The sequence below is a fragment of the Galactobacter valiniphilus genome (assembly GCF_003575975.1).
GTDB classification, from domain to species: domain Bacteria; phylum Actinomycetota; class Actinomycetes; order Actinomycetales; family Micrococcaceae; genus Galactobacter; species Galactobacter valiniphilus.
The window spans coordinates 13,867-39,877 of sequence record NZ_QQXK01000022.1; the positions used below are offsets into that span (position 1 = coordinate 13,867).

General features: G+C 70.4%; 19 protein-coding genes and 1 tRNA gene. 18 read left to right on the plus strand and 2 right to left on the minus strand.

From position 1 onward, the window contains the following. Window positions 1-80: 80 nt before the first annotated feature. From DWB68_RS11090 to pyk, 10 genes are all read left to right on the plus strand, one after another. Window positions 81-1,643: an anthranilate synthase component I gene (locus DWB68_RS11090; RefSeq protein WP_119425194.1), complete on the plus strand. Its 1,563-nt coding sequence runs from the start codon at window positions 81-83 to the stop codon at window positions 1,641-1,643. Continuing rightward, complete coding sequence (locus DWB68_RS11095; RefSeq protein WP_119425195.1) at window positions 1,640-2,278, plus strand: Trp biosynthesis-associated membrane protein; 639 nt, start codon at window positions 1,640-1,642, stop codon at window positions 2,276-2,278. The genes DWB68_RS11090 and DWB68_RS11095 overlap by 4 nt, the downstream gene beginning before the upstream one ends. Window positions 2,279-2,428: 150 nt before the next feature. Beyond that, window positions 2,429-2,683: an HGxxPAAW family protein gene (locus DWB68_RS11100; RefSeq protein ID WP_119425196.1), complete on the plus strand. Its 255-nt coding sequence runs from the start codon at window positions 2,429-2,431 to the stop codon at window positions 2,681-2,683. An 8-nt stretch (window positions 2,684-2,691) separates the two neighbouring features. Continuing rightward, window positions 2,692-3,510 carry an indole-3-glycerol phosphate synthase TrpC gene (gene trpC / locus DWB68_RS11105; RefSeq protein ID WP_119425197.1) on the plus strand — a complete coding sequence of 273 codons (819 nt, stop codon included), beginning with the start codon at window positions 2,692-2,694 and terminating at the stop codon, window positions 3,508-3,510. Window positions 3,511-3,575: 65 nt separating this feature from the next. After that, window positions 3,576-4,877, plus strand: a complete 1,302-nt coding sequence (gene trpB, locus DWB68_RS11110; protein ID WP_119425198.1) for a tryptophan synthase subunit beta — start codon at window positions 3,576-3,578, stop codon at window positions 4,875-4,877. A 2-nt stretch (window positions 4,878-4,879) separates the two neighbouring features. Beyond that, window positions 4,880-5,683: a tryptophan synthase subunit alpha gene (gene trpA / locus DWB68_RS11115; RefSeq protein WP_407645697.1), complete on the plus strand. Its 804-nt coding sequence runs from the start codon at window positions 4,880-4,882 to the stop codon at window positions 5,681-5,683. After that, window positions 5,680-6,804, plus strand: a complete 1,125-nt coding sequence (gene lgt, locus DWB68_RS11120; RefSeq protein WP_199700437.1) for a prolipoprotein diacylglyceryl transferase — start codon at window positions 5,680-5,682, stop codon at window positions 6,802-6,804. The genes trpA and lgt overlap by 4 nt, the downstream gene beginning before the upstream one ends. A gap of 449 nt (window positions 6,805-7,253) precedes the next feature. After that, entirely contained in the window at window positions 7,254-11,843 is a 4,590-nt protein-coding gene (gltB, locus tag DWB68_RS11125) for a glutamate synthase large subunit (protein ID WP_119425200.1), read from the plus strand. Beyond that, entirely contained in the window at window positions 11,836-13,287 is a 1,452-nt protein-coding gene (locus DWB68_RS11130) for a glutamate synthase subunit beta (protein ID WP_119425201.1), read from the plus strand. The genes gltB and DWB68_RS11130 overlap by 8 nt, the downstream gene beginning before the upstream one ends. A 117-nt stretch (window positions 13,288-13,404) precedes the next feature. After that, window positions 13,405-14,928: a pyruvate kinase gene (gene pyk / locus DWB68_RS11135; RefSeq protein ID WP_119425202.1), complete on the plus strand. Its 1,524-nt coding sequence runs from the start codon at window positions 13,405-13,407 to the stop codon at window positions 14,926-14,928. A gap of 154 nt (window positions 14,929-15,082) precedes the next feature. Here the strand turns inward: pyk and DWB68_RS11140 are convergent, their stop codons facing one another. Next, window positions 15,083-15,670: an ANTAR domain-containing response regulator gene (locus DWB68_RS11140; protein WP_119425203.1), complete on the minus strand. Its 588-nt coding sequence runs from the start codon at window positions 15,668-15,670 to the stop codon at window positions 15,083-15,085. 144 nt (window positions 15,671-15,814) lie between these two features. Here DWB68_RS11140 and DWB68_RS11145 point away from each other — a divergent pair. The 4 genes from DWB68_RS11145 to DWB68_RS11160 all read left to right on the plus strand — a co-directional run bounded on the left by DWB68_RS11145 (window position 15,815) and on the right by DWB68_RS11160 (window position 19,180). Further along, a tRNA-Leu gene (locus tag DWB68_RS11145) sits at window positions 15,815-15,896 on the plus strand. A 224-nt stretch (window positions 15,897-16,120) separates the two neighbouring features. Further along, entirely contained in the window at window positions 16,121-17,566 is a 1,446-nt protein-coding gene (locus DWB68_RS11150) for an inorganic phosphate transporter (RefSeq protein ID WP_119425204.1), read from the plus strand. Window positions 17,567-17,568: 2 nt separating this feature from the next. Continuing rightward, the gene (locus DWB68_RS11155; RefSeq protein ID WP_199700438.1) at window positions 17,569-17,802 is read left to right on the plus strand and encodes a hypothetical protein; all 234 of its coding nucleotides are present in this window, start codon (window positions 17,569-17,571) and stop codon (window positions 17,800-17,802) included. 124 nt (window positions 17,803-17,926) lie between these two features. Continuing rightward, window positions 17,927-19,180, plus strand: coding sequence for a TolB-like translocation protein (locus DWB68_RS11160; RefSeq protein WP_147391656.1), 1,254 nt, complete (start codon window positions 17,927-17,929; stop codon window positions 19,178-19,180). An 83-nt stretch (window positions 19,181-19,263) separates the two neighbouring features. Here the strand turns inward: DWB68_RS11160 and DWB68_RS11165 are convergent, their stop codons facing one another. Next, entirely contained in the window at window positions 19,264-19,755 is a 492-nt protein-coding gene (locus DWB68_RS11165) for a hotdog fold thioesterase (protein WP_119425207.1), read from the minus strand. On the opposite strand from DWB68_RS11165, the gene polA reads away from it, so the two are divergent. From polA to DWB68_RS11185, 4 genes are all read left to right on the plus strand, one after another. Then, a complete protein-coding gene (gene polA / locus DWB68_RS11170; RefSeq protein WP_119425208.1) occupies window positions 19,754-22,492 on the plus strand; it encodes a DNA polymerase I in 2,739 nt (912 codons plus the stop codon). The genes DWB68_RS11165 and polA overlap by 2 nt on opposite strands. 50 nt (window positions 22,493-22,542) lie before the next feature. Continuing rightward, window positions 22,543-23,859 carry a GNAT family N-acetyltransferase gene (locus DWB68_RS11175; protein ID WP_119425209.1) on the plus strand — a complete coding sequence of 439 codons (1,317 nt, stop codon included), beginning with the start codon at window positions 22,543-22,545 and terminating at the stop codon, window positions 23,857-23,859. Window positions 23,860-24,062: 203 nt separating this feature from the next. After that, window positions 24,063-25,532: a 30S ribosomal protein S1 gene (gene rpsA / locus DWB68_RS11180; RefSeq protein WP_119425210.1), complete on the plus strand. Its 1,470-nt coding sequence runs from the start codon at window positions 24,063-24,065 to the stop codon at window positions 25,530-25,532. Window positions 25,533-25,648: 116 nt separating this feature from the next. Further along, the gene (locus DWB68_RS11185; RefSeq protein WP_119425211.1) at window positions 25,649-25,990 is read left to right on the plus strand and encodes a hypothetical protein; all 342 of its coding nucleotides are present in this window, start codon (window positions 25,649-25,651) and stop codon (window positions 25,988-25,990) included. Window positions 25,991-26,011: the final 21 nt, after the last annotated feature.

The window sequence follows — 26,011 nt, forward strand, 5'->3', positions numbered from 1 at the left end:
GTCCGGCGGACGGCCACCAGCGGCCGCCGAGGCCCGGGTTGACCGGGCCCCACCGCCACCCGCGCGAGAAAGGAGGCGCCGTGCCCCGTTACGGCGTCATCGACCCCTCAACTGAGCGATTTGCCCAGGCCACCCGGGGCGCCCGCGTGGTGCCCGTGACCATGACGGTCCTCGCCGACTCGCTCACGCCGGTCGGCGTGTACGAGCGCCTGGCCGCCGGCCGCCCCGGCACCTTCCTGCTGGAGAGCGCCGCGGAGGGCGTGTGGTCCCGCTACTCGTTCATCGGCGCCGCCTCGGCCGCGACCCTGACGACGCGCGACGGCAAGGCCACCTGGCTCGGCACCCCGCCGGCCGGCGTCCCCGCCGAGGGCAACCCGGTCGAGGTGCTGCGCGACACCGTGGCGTACCTGGCCGCGCCCCGCTCCGCCTCCGTGGCGCCCTTCACCTCGGGCCTGGCCGGCTTTGTCGGCTGGGAGGCCGTGCGCCACTGGGAGCGCCTGCCGCACCCGCCGCTGGACGATCTGCACCTGCCCGAGCTGGCGATGAATCTCGTCACGGACATGGCGATCCACGACAACGTCGAGGGAACCCTCACGCTCGTGGCCAACGCCTACAACCGGGACGGCCTCGACACGGGCGTCGAGGCGGCCTACGCGCACGCCGTCCGGCGCTTGCACCGCATGGTGCGCGAGCTCGGCCAGCCCTCGGCGGGCGCCGAGGCGCCGTACGTCATGAGCGGGCTCGACGTGAGCCGCGAGGAGCTCTTCGCCCAGGCCACGCACACGTGGTCGGAGGAGTCCTACCGCGAAGCGATCGCGCGCACCAAGGAGGCCATCGTCGACGGCGAGGTATTCCAGGCCGTCGTGGCCAGGCGCTTCGACCTGGCGACCGATGCCGCTCCGCTGGACGTTTACCGCGTGCTGCGCGCCACCAACCCCAGCCCGTACATGTACCTATACACCTTCGAGCACCCGGACGCCGGGGCGTACTCCGTCATCGGTTCCTCCCCGGAGGCGCTCGTGACGGTCAAGGACCGCACGGTCCTGACCCACCCCATCGCCGGCTCGCGTCCGCGCGGGGGCAGCTACGAGGACGATCAGCTCCTCGAGAAGGACCTGCTCGGCGACGAGAAGGAGCGCAGCGAGCACCTCATGCTCGTCGACCTCTCCCGCAACGACCTCTCGCGCGTGTGCGAGCCTGGCACAGTGGAGGTCACGCAGTTCATGGAGGTGGAGCGCTTCAGCCACATCATGCACCTCGTCTCCAACGTGGTGGGGCGACTCGAGGACGGGGTGAGCGCCTACGACGTGCTCGCGGCGACCTTCCCCGCGGGAACGCTCTCGGGTGCACCCAAGCCGCGCGCGCTCGCCCTGCTGGACGAGCTGGAGCCGGTGCGCCGCAGCGTCTACGGCGGCGTGGTCGGTTACTTCGACCTGGCCGGCGACATGGACATGGCCATCGCGATTCGCACCGCGGTGCTGCGCGACGGCGTCGCGTCCATCCAGGCCGGCGGCGGCATCGTCGCCGACTCCGACCCGGACGCCGAGTCGCTCGAATCGATGAACAAGTCCTTTGCCCCGCTGCGCGCCGTGTACGCGGCCGGTAGCGTGCGCCGCGCGGACGCCGAGGGGGAGCGGGCATGAGCACCGACGCCACCGCCGGGGCCAAGCGCCCCTCGCCCTTCTCGCGCCGCAATGTGGTGCTGCTGAGCCTCGCGGGCGGCCTCGTGTCGCTGCTCGGCGTGACGCGCACCTGGATCACCGTGCCGCCGCCGAACACCGGCGTGCAGCTGAGCGCCGTCGCCGTGTCCGGCACGGAGGCGGCAAGCGCCGTCATGGCCCTGACCGTCGTGGGCATCGCCTGCGCCGTCGCCGTCACGATCTCGGGCCTCGTGGCCCGGTACATCGTGGCCGTCGTGCAGGCGCTCGTCGGCGCCGCCATCGTCGGTTTTGTCGTGCCGGTCCTGGCGGATCCGGCGACCGCGGCCTCCGCCAAGGTCGGCGAGGCCTACGGCCTGGCCAATGTCGACACGACGTACACCGTCTCGGTGTGGCCGTGGGTCAGCGTCGTGGGCGGCGTGCTCCTGGTCTTGGGGGCCGTGGCCCTCGCGCTCGGATCCCGGGGCTGGCGCAACGGCCACCGCTACGAGCGCACCTCGAGCGGCCGCGCCGTCGTCACCGAGGCCACCATGGATGACATCGACCGCTGGGACGCTTTCACCGAGGGCTCGGATCCCACCGACGGCGAGGACGGCATCCGCGGGGCCCGCTTCCACTGATCCTGCCCGGCGCTCCTGCGCCGTGCGTGTCGCCAATGGCCGTTTCTACGCCGTGTAGTGGCACAATGACAAGCGGTGGTTTCTGACCACCCACACGCATCACCTGAACTAGCGGCCCGTCGGGGCCGCACCCACGAAGGAGACCACCCCATGGTGACCACCGAGCAGCAGACCACCGCCGATCCGGTCCTGGCAGAGGAGCTGGGCCACGGAAACACGGTCGCGGCCTGGGCCATGTTTGGCGTTATGTTTGTCGGCTTCCTGATCTCCTGCGTTGCCTTCACCATCCCGAACTGGATCCTGTTCTGGGCCGGTGGCGTGGTCATCCTCGCCGGCCTCGTGGTCGGCGCCGTGCTGAAGGCCGCCGGCTACGGCGTGGGCGGCAAGCACACCAAGGGTCACTGACTCTCGCCGTGAGCGTCCTCGACGACATTATCGCCGGGGTCCGCGAGGACCTCGAGACGCGCCGCGCCCAGCTCTCGCTGGAACAGGTGCGGGCCGCCGCCGCGGCGGCTGCACCCGCGCGCGACGCCCTCGCGGCGCTGACGCCCAGCGCGCAGCGCCCGTTCGGCGTCATCTCCGAGGTCAAGCGCCGCTCTCCCTCCAAGGGCGAGCTGGCGCAGATCCCCGAGCCCGCCACCCTGGCCGCTGCGTATGCGGCCGGCGGTGCGGCGGCGATCTCGGTCCTGACGGAACAGCGCCGCTTCGGCGGCTCGCTCGCGGATCTGGACGCCGTGCGTGCGGCCGTCGACGTTCCCGTCCTGCGCAAGGACTTTACGGTCGACGAGTACCAGATCTACGAGGCCCGTGCCCACGGCGCCGACCTCGTGCTGCTCATCGTTGCGGCGCTGGACGACGCCACCTTGGCCGCGTTCCTGCAGCTGACCGAGTCGCTCGGCATGACCGCGCTCGTTGAGACCCACACGGAGGACGAGATCGCCCGCGCCGTGGCGGCGGGTGCCCGCCTCATCGGCGTCAACGTGCGCAACCTGAAGACGCTCGACGTCGACAACTCCACCTTTGCGCGCCTGGCCGGGCTCATCCCGGCCGGTGCCATCGCCGTCGCCGAGTCCGGCGTCGGCGGCGTGGACGACGTCATCGACTACGCGCGCTCCGGCGCCGACGCCGTGCTCGTGGGGGAGGCCCTCGTGAAGGGCGAGAACCCCCGCGAAGCCGTGGCCTCCTTCACCGCAGCCGGCGCGCGCGAGCGCACGGCAGCGCAGACCACCTGAGCCTCTCTCCCGAGCGCGCCGTCGGCTTGACCGGTCGGCGCGCCGGGCGTATCCAAAGGAGCATCATGACCACGCAGTCCCCGTTGCCAGACGGCGCGGCCGATCGGTTCTTGGCGGGCGAGGGCCTGCGCCATGCCCCCGGACCCTACTTCGGGGACTACGGGGGACGCTGGATGCCCGAGTCGCTCATCGCGGCCCTGGATCAGCTCGAGGAGACCTTCGAGAAGGCCAAGGCCGATCCGGAGTTCGAGGCGGAGTTCACCGATCTCCTGCTCAACTACGCCAACCGCCCTTCCCTGCTCACCGAGGCCAAGCGCTTCGCCGAGCACGCCGGGGGAGTGCGCGTCTTCCTCAAGCGCGAGGACCTGAACCACACCGGCTCGCACAAGATCAACAACGTGCTGGGTCAGGCGCTGCTGGCCAAGCGCATGGGCAAGACCCGCCTCATCGCCGAGACCGGCGCCGGCCAGCACGGCGTGGCCTCCGCGACCGCCGCCGCGCTCTTCGGCATGGAGTGTGTCGTGTACATGGGCGAGGAGGACACGCGCCGGCAGGCCCTCAACGTGGCCCGCATGGAGCTCCTCGGCGCCACCGTCATCCCCGTGACGGCCGGCTCCCGCACGCTCAAGGACGCCATCAACGAGGCGCTGCGCGACTGGGTGACCAATGTGGATCACACCCACTACCTGCTCGGCACCGCCGCGGGAGCGCACCCGTTCCCGGCCATGGTCCGTTACTTCCACGAGGTCATCGGCGACGAAGCCCGCGAGCAGATGCTCGCCCAGGCCGGGCGGCTGCCAGACGCCGTGTGCGCGTGCGTCGGTGGCGGCTCCAACGCCATCGGCATCTTCCACGGCTTCCTGGATGACCAGGACGTCGCCCTGTACGGCCTCGAGGCCGGCGGCGACGGCGTGGAGACGGGGCGCCACGCCGCGACCATCACGCTCGGCATGCCCGGCGTGCTGCACGGCGCCCGCACCTACCTCATGCAGGACGAGGACGGCCAGACCATCGAGTCCCACTCGATCTCGGCCGGGCTCGACTACCCGGGCGTGGGTCCGGAGCACTCCTACCTCAACGACATCGGCCGCGCCACGTACGAGCCGATCACGGACACCGAGGCCATGGACGCCCTGCGGCTACTGAGCCGCACCGAGGGCATCATCCCTGCCATCGAGTCCTCCCATGCCCTGGCCGGCGCGCTCAAGGTGGGCCAGCGGCTCGCGGAGCAGGCCAGCGCCGAGGGCATCGACCCGTCCGAGAAGATCGTCCTCGTGAACCTCTCCGGCCGCGGCGACAAGGACATGGGCACGGCCGGCGCCTGGTTCGGCCTCATCGACGAAGACACCGCGCGGAAGGGTGAATGAGCGTGAACGCGAGCACTGAGATCGCCTCCAAGTCGGCCGCCGCCATCGAGCGCGCCCGCGCCGAGGGCCGCCCGGCCCTCATCACGTACCTGCCCGCCGGTTTCCCGGACGTGCAGGCCACGATCGACGCCGCCGTCGCCATGGCGGAGAACGGCGCCGACGTGATCGAGGTCGGCATCCCGTACTCGGATCCCGTCATGGACGGTCCCGTCATCCAGGCGGCCACGACCGAGGCACTAGAAAAGGGCTTCCGCGTGGCGAGCATCTTCGACATCGTGGCCGGCATTACCGCCCGCTGCGACGCCGCCGTGATGGTCATGACCTACTGGAACCCGGTCATGCGCATGGGCGTGCGCGAGTTCTCCCGCCGCCTCGCCGAGGCCGGCGGAGCTGGCCTCATCACGCCGGACCTGATTCCGGACGAGGCCGCCGAGTGGTTCGCGGCGAGCGACGAGTTTGGCCTCGATCGCGTGTTCCTCACGGCCCCCTCGAGCACGCCCGAGCGCGTCACGATGACCGTCGAGGCCTGCCGCGGCTTTGTCTACTGCGTCTCCGTCATGGGCGTCACGGGTGCTCGCTCCGAGGTCTCGGCCGCCACCCGCGGCGTCGTGGATGCCGCCCACGAGGCCGGCGCCCCGCGCGCGTGTGTTGGCCTGGGCGTCTCGCGCCGCGAGCACGTCGAGGAGATCGGCGCCTACGCCGATGGCGTCATCGTCGGCACGGCCCTCGTGGCGGCGCTCGGTGAGGGCGGCGTCCCCGCGGTCGCCGCGCTGACCGCCCACCTGAGCGGGAAGGACCAGGGATGATCGCCGCAGCCCTGGCGCCGGGGGCGATCCCCTCGCCGCCCGAGGAATTTGCCCGCTTCTCGCTTGGCCCCCTCACGATCCACGCGTACGCCCTGTGCATCCTGCTCGGCATCATCGCCGCCCTCTGGCTCACCTTGCGGCGCTGGAAGGCGCGCGGCGGTCAGAGCGACGTCATCTGGGACGTCGCCATCTGGGCCATTCCGTTCGGCATCATCGGCGGCCGCCTGTACCACGTCTTCAGCTCGCCCGATGCGTACTTCGGGCCGAACTACGACGGCACCGGCGACCCCATCAAGATCCTGTACATCTGGAACGGTGGCCTGGGCATCTGGGGCGCGATCGCCCTCGGCGCGCTGGGCGCCTGGATCGGCACGCGCCGGGCGGGCGTGCGGCTTTCGGCGTTTGCCGACGCCGCGGCCCCCGGTGTGCTGCTGGCCCAGGCCATCGGCCGCTGGGGCAACTGGTTCAACCAGGAGCTCTTCGGTTCGGCCACGACGCTCCCGTGGGGCCTCAAGATCGACCCGAGCAGCCCGAACTTCCCGGCCGGCTACCCGGCCGACACGCTGTTCCACCCCACGTTCCTCTACGAGTCCCTGTGGAGCCTAGCCGGCGTGGCCGCTCTGCTGCTCGTCGACCGCCGCTTCAAGCTGCGCTTCGGCGCCCTCGTGTGGCTCTACGTCGTGATCTACACGGCCGGCCGCACCTGGATCGAGGCCATGCGCATCGACGAGGCGCAAATGATCACCATCAGCGGCATCACGGCCCGCCTGAACGTGTGGACCTCGCTCATCGTGTTGGTCCTTGCCCTGCTGATCTTCCTGTTCTGCCTCATCCGCTCGCGCCGCATGAAGGGCGAGGACTTCATGTACCTGCCCGGCCGCGCGCCGGCGGGGGAGTCGGTCCAGGACGGCGTGGAGGAGGCCGCGGCCCCGACGAAGGAGTCGGGAGCCACGGCTGGTGCCCACGCCACGCCGGCGGAGAAGGCGGCGCCGGCATCCCAGGAGGCCAAGGCGTCCCCGGAGCCGGCGGAGGCCGAAGAGGAGAGCCCGTACCCCACGGCGGACGACGTCGCGTCCCCGGCCGAGGAGGCCAAAGTCCCCGAGGCGCCCAAGCAGAATTGAGCCGCACCGCTGCACTCTTGCGCGGCGAGCGAAGGGCGGCCACCCTACGCGGGTGACCGCCCTTTTACGCTCCCTCGGGAGAAGAAACTTGACTGCAACATGGCGGCGTCGGGAGGCAACTCTTGCGTGACTGGCGCGAAACACCCTCGACACATAACGTTCGTAGCGTGTGAGGTGCGCCTCCGGACCGGGGGCGCGGCGCGGGTCTGACCCGCAGCGATGGGGGCTCGCCACACCAGGGGAGGACATCGCACTTCGTCGCCTCGACGCACTCGAGGCGGCGGGCCCACAAGGACGTGGACCACCACCCCTGCGCCACGCGGCGCGGGAGCGGACCAGCCGGCCCCGGGGGCACACCCGCGGCCCCTCGAGGAGTCGGCCAACGGCATCAGCGCGAACCCACGTTCAGCGCGCGGATGCCGAGCTCCTCGATGTGAAGGATTCCCGCCATGACGCAGCGCCCGCACGCGCCCCTCCCGGACCAACCGGCCCCCAACCCCTTCGAGGCCTTTGCCTCCATCCCGAAGGCGACGGGTCTCTACGACCCCGCCAACGAAAAGGATGCCTGCGGCCTGGCCGTGATCGCCCGCCTCCACGGCGAGCCCCAGCACGAGCTCGTGGAGCAGGCGCTGCACGCCCTGCGTCGCCTCGAGCACCGCGGCGCCGTCGGTGCCGACGAGGGCACGGGCGACGGAGCCGGCCTCCTCGTGCAGGTCCCGGATGCCTTCTTCCGCGCTGTGGTGGACTTCGAACTCCCCGCCGCCGGACGTTACGCCGTGGGCACGGCGTTCCTGCCCGCAAACGACGCCGACGAGACCATGGCCCGCGCCGGCCTCGAAGTCATGGCCGCGGACGAGGAACTCACGGTCCTCGGCTGGCGGGAGCTCCCCATCAACACCAGCGGCATCGGCGAGGCCGCCCTGGCGAGCATGCCCCGCTTTGCCCAGTTCTTCGTGACCCCGTGCGAGGACGACGCGACGGACCTGGACGCCCGGGTCTGGCGCGTGCGCAAGCGGGCGCAGGCCAAGTTCGGTGTCTACTTCCCGAGCTTCTCCTCGCAGACCATCGTCTACAAGGGCATGCTCTCCACGGCGCAGCTGCAGCCGTTCTACCCCGATCTCTCCGACGAGCGCTTCGCCTCGCGGATCGGCGTGGTCCACTCGCGCTTCTCCACCAACACCTTCCCCTCGTGGCCGCTGGCCCAGCCGTTCCGAACCATCGCCCACAACGGCGAGATCAACACGGTCAAGGGCAACCGCAACTGGATGCGTGCCCGCCAGTCCCAGCTGGCCTCGCCGCTGCTGGGCGAGGTACCCGAGGAGCTCTTCCCGATCTGCACCCCCGGCGCCTCGGACTCCGCCTCCTTCGACGAGGTGGCCGAGCTGCTCATGCTCTCCGGCCGCCCGCTGCCGCAGGCGATCATGATGATGATCCCCGAGGCCTGGGAGAACGACCTCTCCATGGACGCCGACAAGCGCGCGTTCTACGAGTACCACTCAATGCTCATGGAGCCGTGGGACGGCCCGGCCGCCGTGGCCTTCACGGACGGCACCCTCGTGGGCGCCGTGCTTGACCGCAACGGCCTGCGCCCCTCGCGCTACTGGGTGACCGAGGACGGCCTCGTCGTGCTCGCCTCCGAGGTGGGCGTCGTCGACCTCGACCAGCGCACCATCGTCAAGAAGGGGCGCGTCTCGCCCGGCAAGATGTTCCTCGTGGACACGGCAGCGGGCCGCATCGTCGAGGACGCCCAGATCAAGGCCGAGGTCGCCGCCGCCAACCCGTGGCGCGAGTGGGTCAAGGCCAATCTGCGCTCCCTCTCCGATCTCCCCGAGCGCGAGCACGTGGTCTCGGGCGCCGGCTCCATCGAGGTGCGCCAGCAGACCTTCGGCTACACGCACGAGGAGCTGCGCATCCTGCTCGGCCCCATGGCGCAGACCGGCGCCGAGCCGCTCGGCGCCATGGGCACCGACACGCCCATCGCCGTGCTGGCCCAGCGCCCGCGCCTGCTCTTCGACTACTTCGTCCAATCCTTCGCGCAGGTCACCAACCCGCCGCTCGACGCCCTGCGCGAGGAGCTCGTGACGAGCCTGCGCACCACGATCGGCCCCGACGGCAACCTGCTCTCGCTCGGCTTCGAGCCGACCACGCAGATCGCCCTGGACTTCCCGGTCATGAGCAACGATCAGCTCGCCCGCGTCGCCAACTCGCGCGACGCCGCCGGAGGCAAGGAGACCCTGCGTGTGCGCGGCCTCTACCGCCCCGAGGGCGGTGCCCAGGAGCTGGCGGCGCGCCTGACCGAGATCTGCGAGAAGGTCTCGGCCGCCGTGAACCGCGGCGTCAAGTTCATCGTGCTCTCCGATCGCGACTCGAACGCGCAGTGGGCCCCCATCCCGTCGCTGCTGCTGACCTCTGCGGTCCACCATCACCTGCTGCGCGCCGCCAACCGCGTGCGCACCTCCCTTCTCGTGGAGGCCGGCGACGTCCGCGAGGTGCACCACGTCGCGGCCCTCATCGGCTTCGGCGCCACCGCGGTCAACCCGTACCTGGCCCTGGAGACGGTGGAGCACCTGGCCCGCACGGGTGTGCTGCCCGGCCTGGAGCCGGAGCAGGCGGCCAAGAACCTCATCAAGGGGCTCGGCAAGGGTGTCCTGAAGATCATGTCCAAGATGGGCATCTCCACGGTGTCCTCCTACTGCGGCGCGCAGACCTTCGAGGCCCTCGGCCTGGCCAAGCCCGTCGTCGACGCGTACTTCGCCGGCACCGCCACCCAGATGGGCGGCATCGGACTCGACGTCATCGCCGAGGAGACGCGCCAGCGCCACGCCTCCGCGTACCCGAACGACGGCAACTCCGATCCGCATCGCAGCCTCGAGACGGGCGGCGAGTACCAGTGGCGCCGCGAGGGCCCGCCGCACCTCTTCGACCCGGAGACGGTGTTCAAGCTCCAGCACGCCACGCGCGAGCGCCGCTACGACATCTTCCGCGAGTACACCTCGCGCGTGGACAGCCAGGCGGAGGAGCTGAAGACCCTGCGCGGCCTCTTCCGCTTCAAGACGGAGGAGCGCGAGCCCATCAGCATCGATGAGGTCGAGCCGATCTCGGAGATCGTCAAGCGCTTCTCCACGGGTGCCATGAGCTACGGCTCCATCTCGCAGGAGGCTCACGAGTCTCTCGCGATCGCCATGAACCGCCTGGGCGGCAAGTCCAACACGGGCGAGGGCGGCGAGGACGTCGACCGCCTGCTGGATCCGGAGCGCCGCAGCGCGGTGAAGCAGATCGCGTCCGGCCGCTTCGGCGTGACGAGCCTGTACCTCTCCAACGCCGACGACATCCAGATCAAGATGGCGCAGGGCGCCAAGCCCGGCGAAGGCGGCCAGCTCATGGCCCAGAAGATGTACCCGTGGGTCGCCAAGACGCGCCACTCGACGCCAGGCGTTGGCCTCATCTCCCCGCCGCCGCACCACGACATCTACTCGATCGAAGACCTCGCGCAGCTGATCTACGACGCGAAGCGCGCCAACCCGAGTGCCCGCGTCCACGTGAAGCTTGTCTCGGAGGTCGGGATCGGCACCGTGGCGGCCGGCGTGACCAAGGCCAAGGCCGACGTCGTGCTCATCTCCGGTCACGACGGCGGCACAGGCGCCAGCCCGCTCAACTCGCTCAAGCACGCCGGCGCTCCGTGGGAGCTCGGCCTCGCCGAGGCACAGCAGACCCTGCTGCTCAACGGCCTGCGCGATCGCGTCGTGGTGCAGGCGGACGGCCAGCTCAAGACCGGCCGCGATGTGCTCATCGCCGCCCTGTTGGGCGCCGAGGAGTTCGGTTTCGCCACCGCCCCGCTCGTGGTGCAGGGCTGCATCCTGATGCGCGTCTGCCACCTGGACACGTGCCCCGTGGGCGTGGCCACCCAGAACCCCGAGCTGCGTTCGCGCTTCACGGGCAAGCCCGAGTTCGTCATCACCTTCTTCGAGTACCTGGCCCAGGAGGTGCGTGAGCTCCTGGCGCAGCTCGGTTTCCGCAGCATCCAGGAGGCCGTCGGCCACGCCGAGCTGCTCGAAACGGACCGCGCCATCCACCACTGGAAGAGCGACGGCCTCGACCTCACCGGCCTGTTCGGCGAGTACGAGCGCCCGCGCGGGGGCACGCTGTACAACTCGACCCAGCAGCAGCACGAGCTTGAAGCCCACTTCGATCACAGCCTGATCGAGCTCAGCGCCGACGCCCTCGAGCGGCGTGAGCCGGTGCGCATCGCGCTCGACGTCGTCAACACCGACCGCAGCGTGGGCACCATGCTCGGCCACATCGTGACGAAGACCTTTGGGATCGAGACCCTCGCCCCCGACACGATCGACGTGACGCTCTCCGGGGCGGCGGGTCAGTCGCTGGGCGCCTTCATGCCCGAGGGCATCACGCTGCGTCTCTTCGGCGAGTCCAACGACTACGCGGGCAAGGGGCTCTCCGGCGGCCGTGTCATCGTGCGCCCCGGCCGCGAGGCTGCCTTCGTCGCCGAGGACAATGTCGTGGCTGGCAACGTGGTTGGCTACGGCGCCACGTCCGGCGAGCTCTTCCTGCGCGGCCACGTGGGCGAGCGCTTCCTCGTGCGCAACTCCGGCGCCACGGCGGTCGTCGAGGGCATCGGCGATCACGGCCTCGAGTACATGACGGGCGGCACCGCCCTCATCCTGGGTCCCGTGGGCCGCAACCTCGCGGCCGGCATGTCCGGCGGCGTGGCCTACGTCCTTGACCTCGACCGCAGCCGCCTGAACGCCCAGGCCGCCGAGGGGGAGCTCCTCGTCACGGCCCTGCCCACCGAGGACTCCGAGCTGGTGCGCGAGCTGCTCACGCGCCACGGCGAGGAAACCGGCTCCGACGTCGCGGCCCGCCTGCTCCTGGACTTCCAGGACACCGCGGCCCGCATCACCAAAATCATGCCGCGCCACTACGCCGCCGTGCTCCGCACGCGCGAGCTGGCGGTCGCGGACGGACTTGACCCGGACGGCGAAGCCGCCTGGGAGCGCATCCTGGAGGCGACCCGTGGCTGATCCCCGTGGATTCCTGAACACCCGTGAACGCCAGACCCAGGCCCGCCGGCCCGTCCCGGTGCGCCTGCTGGACTTCAAGGACGTCTATGAGAAGCCGGACCCGCGCGTCGTCAAGGCGCAGGCCGGGCGCTGCATGGACTGCGGCGTGCCCTTCTGCCACTCGGGCTGCCCGCTCGGCAACCTCATCCCCGAGTTCAACGACCTCGTGTGGCGAGGCCGCATGGAGGAGGCGGTGGATCGCCTGCAGGCGACCAACAACTTCCCCGAGCTGACCGGGCGCCTGTGCCCGGCCCCGTGCGAGTCCTCCTGCGTGCTCGGCATCAACCAGCCGGCCGTCACCATCAAGCAGGTCGAGGTGTCCATCGCCGAGGCGGCCCTCGCGGGGTCCGGCGTCGAGCCGCAGCCGCCGCTGCGCCTCACGGAGCACACGATCGCCGTGGTCGGCTCCGGCCCGGCCGGCCTGGCCGCCGCCCAGCAGCTGACGCGCGCCGGGCACACCGTCGCCGTGTTCGAGCGCGACGACAAGATCGGCGGGCTGCTGCGCTACGGCATCCCCGACTACAAGCTGGAGAAAGAGATCCTCGACGCCCGCATCGCCCAGATGGAGGCCGAGGGCACCCGCTTCCGCACCGGCGTGAGCATCGGCACCGACATCGGCTGGGACGAGCTGCGCCGCCGTTACGACGCCGTGATCGTCGCGACGGGCGCCCCCGTGGGCCGCGAGCTGCCCCTCCCCGGCCGCGAGCTCCCGGGCGTGCACCAGGCCATGGAGTACCTCGTGCAGGCCAACCGCGCCGTGGACGGCCAGGAGGTCCCGGGCCAGATCGACGCGAAGGGCAAGCACGTCGTCATCCTTGGCGGCGGCGACACGGGCGCCGACTGCATCGGCACGGCGCACCGTCAGGGCGCCGCGTCCGTGACGACGCTCGCGATCGGCAAGCGGCCCCCGAGCGAGCGCCCGAACTCGCAGCCGTGGCCGCTGCACCCAGCGCTCTTCGAGGTCGCCTCGGCGCACGAGGAGGGTGGCGAGCGCACCTACCTGGCCTCCACGGTCGAGTTTGTCGGCGAGGACGGCGTGCTCACGGGCCTCAAGGTGGCCGAGACCGAGTACACGCCGGAGGGTCGCCTGCCCAAGGCCGGCACCGAGCGCATCATCCAGGCGGACCTCGTGCTCTTGGCCCTCGGCTTCACGGGAGCCGAGACCGAGCAGGCGGGGGAGCAGCTGGCCCTCGAGGAGCCGCAGCGCGGGCTGTTCGTGCGCGACGCCCAGTTCGCCACGGCGCCCGGCGTGTTCGTGGCGGGCGACGCCGGCCGCGGCGCCTCGCTCATCGTGTGGGCCATCGCCGAGGGGCGTTCCGCGGCGGCCGCCGTGCAGCGCTTCCTGGGTGGCGAGGCACTCCCGGACCCCGTTCGACCCACCGATCGCGGATTCTCGCTCGCGTAGGTAGTAAGGTGGGTGATGGTCGACACAAGGTAGGAACGTCGGCCATCACCCGAACGGAGCGCCGAGGACGTCGCCCCTTTTTAAGCATGCCATCGAGTACGAAAGAGGCAGCCACCGGTGAGACGAGCCAAAATCGTCGTCACGTTCGGACCCGCCATCGCCACCCTGGATAAGGCCAGGGAGGCGATTGAGGCTGGCATGGATGTGGCCCGACTCAACATGAGTCACGGCGACCACGCGACGCACGCAAACATTCTGGCCAATCTGCGACAGGCCTCCAGCGATCTCGGCAAGGCGATCGGCGTTTTTGCCGATCTGCAGGGCCCCAAGATCCGCCTGGAGAAGTTCGCCGACGGCCCCCACGTCCTCGCGGAGGGCGATCGCTTCACGATCACCACGCGCGACGTTCCCGGTAACGCACAGGAGTGCGGCACCACCTTCAAGGGGCTCCCGGGCGATGTCGCCGCGGGCGACACGCTGCTGATCAACGACGGCAAGGTGCGCCTGCGCGCGCTGGCCGTCACCGACACCGACGTCATCACCGAGGTCGTCGTGGGCGGCGAGGTTTCCGATCACAAGGGCATCAACCTGCCCGGCGTGGCCGTGAACGTGCCCGCCCTCAGTGACAAGGACGAGGACGATCTTCGCTGGGCGCTGCGCGCCGGCGTCGACATGGTCGCCCTGTCCTTCGTGCGCCGCGCCGATGACATCGACCGCGTGCACCAGATCATGGACGAGGAGGGACGTCGCGTCCCCGTCATCGCCAAGATCGAGAAGCCGCAGGCCGTCGAGGCCCTCGAGGAGATCATCGACGCGTTTGACGCGATCATGGTCGCCCGCGGTGACCTGGGCGTCGAGCTGCCGCTCGAGGACGTGCCGATCGTGCAGAAGCGCGCCGTGGAGCTGGCCCGCCGCTGGGCCAAGCCCGTCATCGTCGCCACGCAGGTGCTCGAGTCCATGATCGAGTCCCCGACGCCCACGCGCGCCGAGACCTCGGACTGCGCCAACGCCGTGCTCGACGGCGCGGACGCCGTCATGCTCTCGGGCGAGACGAGCGTCGGCAAGTACGCGATCGGCGCCATCAAGACCATGGCCCGCATCATTTCCTCCACGGAGGAGCACGGCTTGACCCGCATCCCGGCCCTGCTGGCACGGCCCCGCACCCGCGGCGGTGCGGTGACCCGCGCGGCCGTCGAGGTGGCTCAGGAGGTGGGCGCCAAGTACATTGTGGGCTTCACCCAGACGGGTGACTCGGCCCGTCGCCTCTCGCGCATGCGTCCGGCGACCCCGATGTTCGGCTTCACCTCGAACAAGCAGACCGTGAACTACATGTGCCTGTTCTGGGGCATCACGCCCAAGCTGGTCGAGTTTGTGGATCACACGGACAAGATGAGCCAGCAGGTCGAGGAGCTGCTCCTCGCCGACGGCCTCGTGGAGAACGACGACCTCGTGCTCGTCGTCTCCGGTTCGCCGCCAGGCAAGGCCGGTTCGACGAACTCCCTGCGCGTGCACCGCATCGGCGACATCCTCGAGGGTGGCCCGGCCGGTGAGCGCAACGAGACCCGTCACGAGGAGATCCGCCCCTGGCGGACCCGCGAGCAGGCCGCGGAGGACATCGTCCGCCGCATGAACGAGGGCTGAGTCCTCGCTCGGCCGGTCCCCGGCCACGACGCCCCCTGGGCGCGTTTCACGCGCGGCCGGGGGGCGTCGTCGTGCCAGGGATGTGACGTCACCACACAGCACGACGGCGGCCCCACCGTGAGGTGGGGCCGCCGTCGGTGAGGCGCGGGGAGGCCTACTTGGGCTGGATCTGATCCAGCACGGCGTCGGCCACCTCGCGCATGGAGAGGCGGCGATCCATGGAGGTCTTCTGGATCCAGCGGAAGGCGTCGGGCTCCGTGAGGCCCAGCGAAGACATGAGGCGTGCCTTGGCCCGGTCCACAAGCTTGCGGGTCTCGAACTGCTCCTGGAGATCGCTGATCTCGTTCGCCAGGGCGGCGATCTGCTCGCCGCGCGAGATGGCGATCTCGATTGCGGGGATGAGGTCCGCCTGCGTGAAGGGCTTCACGACGTACGCCATGGCGCCGGCCTCCTGGGCGCGCTCGACGAGCTCGCGCTGGCTGAAGGCCGTGAGGAGGACCACGGGGGCGATGCGCTCGGCGGTCAGGGCGGCGGCCGCCGTGATCCCATCCATGATGGGCATCTTGACATCCATGAGCACCAGATCGGGGCGGTGTTCCTTGGCCAGGGCCACGGCCTGCTCGCCGTTGGCGGCCTGCGCAACCACCTCGTAGCCCTCCTGCTCCAGCATCTCGACGATGTCGAGGCGGATGAGCGTTTCGTCTTCTGCGACGATCACGCGGCGGGCGGGCTGGGTGCTCATGGTGACTCCTTGCGAGGGGGCGCGTTTCAGGGGGAGGGGAAGCGCTCCGTTGCGCGTCAACCGTGAATAGACTAGTAGAGTGGAGGCGCGCGAGCACTTTTGGCACGCGCATCCGGAGCAGTTGCACACACAGCAGCCGCTCAGGCCCGAGTGGCGGAATTGGTAGACGCACCGCACTCAAAATGCGGCGACGAAAGTCGTGCGGGTTCGAGTCCCGCCTCGGGCACCGTGAACCGGCCCCCTCGGCAGCACCCCAGCGTGCTTGCCCGAGGGGGCCGGCGTCGTTTTCCGGTGGTGTGGCCAGGGGAACGCTCGGTCCCGCGCACGGCATTCAGGCCCTAAGATAGATGGCGGCCCTGCCTGAACGCAGGGTAAACGCCAGGTGACCCGCGCCCTCCGGCGCCGGTGATCGGCAGCACCCCTCCCTCTCACCCTGATACGAGGAAACGCATGGACCCGCTCTTGCTCGTGGTCATCGTCATCGCTCTCGCGCTGTTCTTCGACTTCACCAACGGCTTCCACGACACGGCAAACGCCATGGCGACGCCCGTCGCGACGGGCGCGATCAAGCCCAAGACCGCGGTGGCGCTGGCGGCGGCACTGAACCTCGTGGGTGCGTTCCTGTCCACCGAGGTCGCCAAGACCGTCTCGAAGGGCATCATCAACGAGGGCGAGGGACCGGGGTCGGTGGCGATCACGCCGTCCATCATTCTGGCCGGCCTCATGGGCGCCGTGATCTGGAACCTGATCACGTGGCTCAAGGGCCTGCCCTCCAGCTCCTCTCACGCGCTGTTCGGCGGCCTCATCGGTGCCGCGATCGTCGGTGCCGGCTTCGGCGCCGTGAACTACGGCACCCTCGTCGACAAGGTGCTGCTGCCCGCGCTGGCCGCGCCGCTCATCGCCGGCTTCGCCGCGTTCCTGGCCACCAAGCTGGCCTACTGGATCACCAAGCGCCCCTCCGGCACGGCCTCGCCGCGTCGCGGCGGCTTCCGCGTTGGCCAGATCTTCTCCTCCTCGCTGGTTGCGCTGGCCCACGGCACCAACGACGCGCAGAAGACCATGGGCATCATCACCCTGGTCCTGATCTCGGCCGGGCACCAGAGCGCCGGCTCCGGCCCCGAGCTCTGGGTCGTCGCCGCGTGTGCCGTGGCCATCGCCCTCGGCACGTACACGGGCGGCTGGCGCATCATGCGCACCATGGGCAAGGGCCTCACCGACGTGAAGCCCGCGCAGGGCTTCGCCGCCGAGGTCTCCACGGCCTCCGCGATCCTGGCCTCCTCGCACCTCGGCTTCGCGCTCTCCACGACCCAGGTTGCCTCCGGTTCCGTCATCGGCTCGGGCCTGGGCCGCAAGGGCGCCGGCGTGCGCTGGCGAACCGCCGGACGCATCGCCACCGGCTGGCTCTTCACGCTGCCGGCCGCCGCGATCGTCGGTGCCATCGCGGCCGGGCTCACGCACCTCGGCCTCGTCGGCATGATCGTGCTCATCGTGGCCGGCCTCGGCTCCATCCTCGGCATCTTCATCTACTCGCAGAAGGATGCCGTGGGGCACCACAATGCCATGAGCGACGTGGACGCCTCGGGTGCGGCGGTGCACATCCCCACCAAGAAGGAGCGACGCTCCGTGGCGCGCAAGGCCCGCAATGCGGCCCAGCGCGCCGAGATGGAGGCCAAGCGCGCCCGCCGCGCCGCCAACGAGGCGGCCAAGCACGCCAAGGACCTCGCGGCCGCCGAGCTGCGCGAGACGCGCCGCAAGCTGGATGAAGAGGCCGCCGCCCGCCGTCGTGCCGTGAAGGCCGAGGGCACCGCCGAGTCCCCGGAGGCGGCCGCCGCCCTGGTCGAGACCGAATCCGTCACGGAGCCCGCCTCCGCCCCCGCCGAGCACAAGGAGAACTGATCATGGTCGAATGGATCGCCTTTGTGCAGGTCGGTGTGGTGACCATCCTGGCCGCGCTCGTGATCGTGGGCCTCTACGGCCTGGGCGTGCGCCTGCAGGCCGTGGCCGAGGACGAGGATCGCAACCGCACGCTGCACCGCGTGGGCTCCTGGGCCTGCTTTGTGGTCTCGGGCATCGTGGTGCTCTTCGGCATCGTGCTGATCGTGCCGGCGCTGAGCAAGCTTGTGGGCCTGTAGGCCCGCCCGCCTCGCGCGTCGCACGGGCCCGTCTCCCTCCCGGGAGGCGGGGCCCTCTGCGTACGTCCGAAGATATCTTCCTGCCGGCCTCGATCCTCGGAGAATCACGGTGTGAGATATGGGCATGACCATTTCACAGCACGACGGCGCGGGGACCCCCGCGCGACGCACCGTCCTGTTCGGGGCGCTCGGCGCCGTGGGCGCCGCCGCGACGATGTCCGCCCTGGCCGGCCCGGCCCGGGCGGCGCAGCCCTCCGGGCTGCAGGTGCCCGCCCAGCCGGCCGCGGGCACCGCCAGCGGATACCTGTGGCCCGACCGGACCCCCGTCATCCCCACCGATCTTTCGGTGTATGCAGCGGCCGAGACCCGCGGGTACTCCTACGTTGTCGACAAGGGCCTTCCTGCCGTGAATTCCTTCACGGCGGGTGCCGTTCTGCCCACGGGTCGCCTGTATGGGGCCGGCTACCATGCGGGCCGCGCCGGCCTCTTTGTGGTGGACCAGCAGCGCGGACTGACTCCCTATTTCTCCTCTGCGGCTCAGGATCCGTGGACCCAGTACGCCGCGGGGCGCGTCCTGTCCCTCGGGCAGCGCTTGGTGTGGGTCGTGCGCGACCACGTGGATGGTGCCTTCCGCACCCGCGCCGTCCTGCTCGCGGGCGAGGGCAGGAACCCAGTGCCGCTCTTCGACTCGAGCGATGCGGCCTTCGGAGCCGGCGGCTGGAGCATCGGACTCAAGCAGCTCGTGCTCGGCCGGGACGAGTGCGGCAGGGATGCCCTGTTCGTGAGCGGTGACGCCGGCGCCAAGACGCGCGAATGGACGGTCCCGCTCGATGGCGGGGCGGTGTCAAGGATCGACCGCACGCTGGGCGTCGTCAGCATCCCCACCCTCGGCGGCGTGCTGCGCTGGAGCAACGACGGCGCCGGGGGCCGGGCGCTCCAGCTCTTCACGCCCAGCGGCTCCTCGCAGACGCAGTTGCGCTTGGCGCAGGGCTCCACCCTGTTTGGCCGCGCGGTCACCGCCTCGCCGGATCGTCGGCAGATCGCGGTGAACGATCCGGACGGCGGCACGGTGGTCATGGATCTGGCCCTCAAGCGCGCGTGGCGCCTGAACTTCGACCGCACGTACGACTATGCGGAGGGCGCCTTCGGCGGACGCCGCTTGGTCTTCAACGTGAGCCAGACGGGTGACCACGGGCTGTATGTGCAGAACGGCATCTGGGCCTTCGATGCGGCCAAGGGAGAGCTGCTGAAGGTCAAGGACTCGCTCAAGGTCAATGTTGGCGCCTTCGCCAACGGCGCCGGGGCCGGCTGGGACCACTCGAAGAACCTCGGGGAGGTCAACATCACGTGGGTTCGCTCGGTGCGCTTCACCGACTGATGAACGCGCCTGGCGGCTGGCGAAGGGGTGGGTGGCATGAGCCACCCACCCCTTGTCGGCTCCGGCCCCGTGGGAGCCCGGCCTTAGCGCGGCTCGAGCAGCTGATTGGTGATGCGCGCCGTCGCGATGGCCCGGCCCTCCGCGTCGCTCACGGCGATCTGGTGGCTCGTGCTCGTGCGGCCCAGGTGTAGGGAGGTGCACACGGCGTACACGAGCCCCTCGCGGGCTCCGCGGTGGTGGGTGATGTTCAGGTCGACGCCCACGGGGTTCTTGCGCCCCTGCGCGTGCAGGGCGGCGGCGAAGGAGCCGAGCGTCTCCGCCAGGGCGGCCGTAGCGCCGCCGTGCAACAGCCCGACCACCTGGGTGTTGCCGGCCACCGGCATGGTGGCCTCCACGCGCTCGGCCTCCATGCGGGTGAACACGATGCCGAGCTTGGGCACGAGCTCGCCCACGCCGTGCGAGGCCAGCATGGGCCAGATGGACTCCGGCACGCCGGCGGCCCGCAGCTGAGCGGCAAAGGGAGCGGCGTCCGGCCGGGCGGTGGAGGGGGCGGGCTCTGGGTGCAAGTCGTTCATGGGCACTAGGCTTGCACCTGTGACTGACGCCGCCAAGTCCGCTTCCGTGGACGCTCCCCGCCCCCGCATCCTCGTCCTCGATGGCCACTCCATGGCCTTCAGGGCCTTCTATGCCCTCAATTACGAGAACTTCTACACGGACAAGGGCGAGTTCACCAACGCGGTGTACGGCTTCACCTCCATGCTCCTGAAGATGATCGAGCAGCGCGAACCCACGCACGTGGCCGTGGCGTTCGATCTCTCGGGGCCCACCTTCCGCTCGGAGGAGTACGAGGAGTACAAGGGCGGCCGCGACGCGACGCCCGAGCCGTTCAAGGGGCAGATCGAGATGATCGAGCAGCTCATGCACGCCCTCAACATCCCCACCATCTCCATGGAGGGCTACGAGGCGGACGACATCGTCGCCTCCGTCTCCTCCCAGGGCCAGGCGGCCGGCTTCGACGTGATCGTGGTCTCCGGCGACCGCGACGCCTTCCAGCTCATCGACGATCACGTCACGGTGCTCTATCCCAAGAAGGGTGTCTCCGACATCCCCGCCATGGATGCCGACGCCGTCATGGAGAAGTACGGGGTGTGGCCGGCCAACTACCCCGACCTCGCCGCGCTCGTGGGCGAGAAGGCCGACAACCTGCCGGGCGTTCCCGGCGTGGGCCCCAAGACCGCCGCGAAGTGGATCAACCTGTACGGCACCTCCGAGCAGGTGCTCGAGCACGCGGACGAGATCAAGGGCAAGACCGGCGAAAACCTGCGCGCCTACGCCGACGACGTGCGGCGCAACCGCAAGCTCAACGCCCTCGTGCGCACGCTCGAGCTGCCCGTGAGCTTCGAGGACATGGAACTGGGGGCGCCGGATGCCCAGGAGCTCGACGCGCTGTTCACGCGCTTCGAATTCAAGACCCTCCGCAAGCGCGTGGCCGAGGTGTTTGCCGTCAGCGCCGAGCCGGTGGAGCAGGTCGAGGTCCCCGAGGTGCAGCTCCTGGCAGACGCCGCGGCGCTGGGCGAGTGGTTCGCCGCCGGCGCGGGCGCCGTGCACGCCCTCGCCGTGCAGATCGAGCAGCCCGACGGCGCCCTGCCGGGCGCCCCGGGCGACGTCGCCTCCATCGCACTGGCGCGCGAGGGGGCCACGGCGTGGGTCGACCCCACGGAGCTCGATGCCGCCGCCACGGCTGCCCTCGAGGCCTACCTGGCCGACGCCGCAGCCCCGAAGGTGCTGCACGACGCCAAAGCGGCGCTCAAGGCCTTCGCCGCGCGCGGCCTGACGCTGGAGGGGATCGTGGACGACACCATGATCTCCGCCTACATCGATCAGCCGGATCGCCGCAGCGACGACCTCGCCGATCTCGTGCAGATCTACCTGCAGGAGTCCCTCGAGGAGGAGGCCCCGGCCACCACCCAGGGCGAGCTGGCGCTGGATCTCGACCACACGGCGTCGCGCCAGGCGGCGGCCCGCCGCGCGGATGCGGTGCGCCGCCTGCACGAGGTGCTCGCCCCCGTGCTGGAGCAGAACGGCCAGACTCCGCTGCTGCGCGATCTCGAGCTGCCCCTCTCCCGCGTGCTCGTGGACATGGAGGCCGCCGGCATCGCCGTCGACGTGGCCCGGCTTGACGAGCTCATCGCCGATTTCGGCTCGCAGATGGAGCAGGCCAAGGAGGCCGCCTACGCGGCGATCGGCCACGAGGTCAACCTCGGCTCGCCCAAGCAGCTGCAGGTGGTGCTCTTCGAGGAGCTCGACCTGCCCAAGACCAAGAAGATCAAGACCGGCTACACCACCGACGCCGCGAGCCTGCAGGAGCTCCTGGAGAAGACGGGTCACCCCTTCCTGGCGGCGCTCATGGCGCACCGCGATGCCTCCAAGCTCAAGCAGACGGTCGAGGGCCTGCGCAAGGCCGTGGCCGAGGACGGTCGCATTCACACGACGTACGCGCAGACGATCGCGGCGACGGGACGCCTGTCCTCGCTCAACCCGAACCTCCAGAACATCCCGGTGCGTTCGGAGGAGGGGCGTCGGATCCGCGAGGTGTTCACGGTGGGCGAGGGCTTCGAGACCCTCCTGACCGCCGACTACTCGCAGATCGAGATGCGCATCCTGGTGCACCTGGCCCAGGACGAGGCGCTCATCCAGGCCTTCAAGGACGGCGAGGACCTGCACCGCTTCGTCGGGTCGCACGTCTTTGGCGTGGAGCCGGAGGACGTGACCTCGGCGATGCGTTCCAAGGTCAAGGCCATGAGCTACGGCCTGGCCTACGGGCTGAGCTCCTTCGGCCTGTCGAAGCAGCTCAACATCGGCGTGGACGAGGCCCGCACCCTCATGAGCGACTACTACAAGCGCTTCGGGGCCGTGAAGACCTACCTCTCAGGCGTGGTGGAGCAGGCGCATAAGGACGGCTACACGGAGACGCTGCTCGGCCGCCGCCGCAATCTTCCCGACCTGAAGTCGGACATCCGCCAGGCCAAGGATGCCGCCGAACGGGCTGCGCTCAACGCGCCCATCCAGGGCACGGCGGCCGACATCATCAAGGTCGCCATGCTCAAGGTGCAGGCCCGCCTCGAGGGCGCCGAGCTCGCCTCCCGCCTGCTCCTGCAGGTCCACGATGAGCTCGTGCTCGAGGTCGCCCCGGGCGAGCTCGAGGCGGTCACGGCCCTCGTGGAGGAGGAGATGGGATCGGCCATGGAGCTCTCCGTTCCGCTCGATGTGCACGTGGGCGTCGGCACCACGTGGCACGCGGCGGCGCACTGAGCCCTCCGCCCCGAAAGCACATCACCCCCCCGAGTCCGAGGAGTCAGTTCATGAGCGCGTTGCGCTACGAGTCGTTCACCGTCCAGGGCGCCGCCGGCACCGCCGACGAGCGGGCGGCGGAGTTTGTCCGCGCCATCGACTACGGCTTCCTCGACGCCCCGCGCGGCGCGGAGCTGGAGATCAAGCAGCTGGACCGCTTCCGGGCGGAGAACACGCTCCTGACGGCCGTGTACGACGACGCGCAGCCGGCGGGCGCCGTCCACGCGGCGCGGCCCGTGGCGACGTTCGGCGACTACGTGGGGTCCGTGGGCGTGGCCGACGGGGTGACGCTGCCGGCGCAGATGGTCACCGAGGTGACGGTCCGCGGCACGCACCGCCGCCGCGGCATCCTCTCCACGATGATGCGCGGGGCGCTGGCCAGGGCCAAGGCCGCCGGCGTGCCGCTCTCGCTGCTGACGGCCTCCGAGGGCGGGATCTACGGGCGCTACGGTTACGGCTGCGCCGCCTACTCGACCGAGGTGACCATCCAGGTGCGCGACGGGCTGGGGCTGCGCCCGGCCGTGTCCGAGACGCTCAAGGCCGCCCAGCTGAGCGTCTTCATGCCGTCCTGGGAGGCCTTCCCTGCCCTGTACGAGGACGCCTACGCGGCCTTCCAGCTCGCGACGCCTGGCCAGACCGGGCACACGCACGCCTACCGCTCCCGCGCCGCCGGAGACAGCAACGCCTGGGCGATTAAGGGCGGCGAGCGGGACGTGCGCCCGCTCGTCGTGACGGGCCCTGACGGCGCCGTGCGCGGCTACGCCCTCAGCAGCTTTGCCGGCTTCGACGTGCAGCCCACGCGCCTCAAGGTCGTGGACCTCGGCGCCGCGGACCAGCTCGCCGAGCTGGCGCTGTGGGAGGCCCTGGCCGCTACGGACCTCGTCGAGGAGCTCGTGTGGCGCGAGGCACCGGACGACTTCGCCCTGGGCTGGGCGCTCGTGAACCAGCGCGACGTCGTCCGCGGGCGCCGGGCCGATCACCTCTGGGTGCGCGTCCTGGACGTCGTGGAGGCCTTCAACGCCCGCGGCCTCAGCGCCGACGGCGCCGTGGTGCTGGAGGTGGAGGATCGCCTCGACCTGATCGCCGGTGAGTTCACCCTGAGCCGCGACGCGGGGGAGACGCTGTGCGCCCCCGGCGTGAGCGGTGCGGGAGCGGACGCCCCGCGGCTGCGGCTCGACGCCGAGGCTCTGGGGTCGCTCTACCTCGGCACGGTCAGCGTGAGCGAGCTCGTGCGCTACGGCCGTGCCCACGCCGAGGCGGCGGAACTGGCCGGGCTCAACGCCCTCTTTGCCCCGGGCCGCGCCCCCCGCAATAGCTACACGTTCTAGGACTCCCGCGGTGGGCGAGCGGAGCGGGCTGTGAGATCCCTCACGGCCCGCTCCGGCTTTGACCCGAGGGCCCACGCGACCGTAGACTAGGACAGTCCGCGCCTTCGCGTGCGCGAACGCAGTACCACCCCTAACCACTCGGTGTGGCGGTCATGCGGACCGCAGACCGACCGATTTCCTATCCGTATCGGAGCCCCTTCTACATGACGATCACGAACCCGGACAAGACCGGAATCCCGCAGGTTGCCGTCAACGACATCGGCAGCGCTGAGGACTTCCTCGCCGCCGTCGACGCCACGATCAAGTACTTCAACGACGGTGACCTCGTTGAGGGCCAGGTCGTCAAGGTCGATCACGACGAGGTCCTGCTGGACATCGGTTACAAGACCGAGGGTGTCATCCCGTCTCGCGAGCTCTCCATCAAGCACGATGTGGATCCGTCCGACGTCGTCGAGGTTGGCGACACCGTCGAGGCCCTCGTCCTCACCAAGGAGGACAAGGAAGGCCGCCTGATCCTGTCCAAGAAGCGCGCTCAGTACGAGCGTGCCTGGGGCGACATCGAGAAGGTCAAGGAAGAGGACGGCGTCGTCACCGGCACCGTCATCGAGGTCGTCAAGGGTGGCCTCATCCTCGACATCGGCCTGCGCGGCTTCCTGCCCGCCTCCCTCGTCGAGATGCGTCGCGTCCGCGACCTGGCCCCCTACATCGGCCAGCAGCTCGAAGCCAAGATCATCGAGCTGGACAAGAACCGCAACAACGTGGTTCTGTCCCGCCGTGCCTGGCTCGAGGAGACCCAGTCGGCCGTTCGCACCGACTTCCTCAACAAGCTCGAGAAGGGCCAGGTCCGCGAGGGCGTCGTGTCCTCCATCGTCAACTTCGGTGCCTTCGTGGACCTGGGCGGCGTCGACGGCCTGGTGCACGTCTCCGAGCTGTCCTGGAAGCACATCGATCACCCGTCCGAGGTTGTCGAGGTTGGCCAGAAGGTCACCGTCGAGGTCCTCGAGGTCGACATGGACCGCGAGCGCGTTTCGCTGTCGCTGAAGGCCACCCAGGAAGATCCGTGGCAGGCCTTCGCCCGCACCCACGCCCTGGGCCAGGTTGTCCCGGGCAAGGTCACCAAGCTCGTTCCCTTCGGCGCGTTCGTGCGCGTCGAGGACGGCATCGAGGGCCTCGTGCACATTTCCGAGCTGGCCGAGCGTCACATCGACCTCGCCGAGCAGGTTGTGTCCGTGGGCGAGGAGATCTTCGTCAAGGTCATCGACATCGACCTGGAGCGTCGCCGCATCTCGCTGTCCCTCAAGCAGGCCAACGAGGGCGTCGATCCCGAGGGCACCGAGTTCGATCCGGCTCTGTACGGCATGGCCGCCGAGTACGACGAGCAGGGCAACTACAAGTACCCCGAGGGCTTCGATCCGGAGACCAACGAGTGGCTCGAGGGCTACGAGGCCCAGCGCGCCGCCTGGGAGGCTCAGTACGCCGAGGCCCAGGCTCGCTGGGAGGCCCACAAGAAGCAGGTTGCCGCCGCCGCCGAGCAGGATGCCGCCGCCGGCACCGCCGCTCCGGCCCCGGCCTCGTACTCCTCCGAGGCCCCCGTGGCCGAGGAGGCCGAGCACGGCACGCTGGCTTCCGATGAGGCCCTCGCCGCTCTGCGCGAGAAGCTGACCGGCAACTGATCCGGCGCCGGTCGCCTGACCGGCACGGTTCATACCGCCTAACGGGGCGGGTTCCTCCCAGCACGGGAGGGGCCCGCCCCGTTGTTTTACCCCAGCAACAAGACAGGAGCACCGCGGTGCAGGAATGGGTGCGCGTCACGCGCGAGGACGGCGAAACGGTGGGCTGGCTCGAGCCCCTCGACGCGGGCTACGAGCGGCTGCTGCCCCGGTCCGTGCTCGGCCACGCCGTGGGGGAGCCCACCGAGTGGGTCGAGGGGGAGGAGCGGCTGCAGGAGATCGGCCTGCGGCACCTCGCCGAGGAGTGGCTGCTCGACGGCGCGCCGACGCGCCTCGCGCTGCTCGAGGTCTCGCCGCAGGGCATCGTGGTGGCGCCGGCGCTGCAGACGAAGGCGCTCGCGCCCGCGGAGCGCACGCGGGTCGACTGGCCGGACCTTGACGGGCGGCTGCGCCGGGCCTGACGGGCGTTCGGGGGTCGGGCC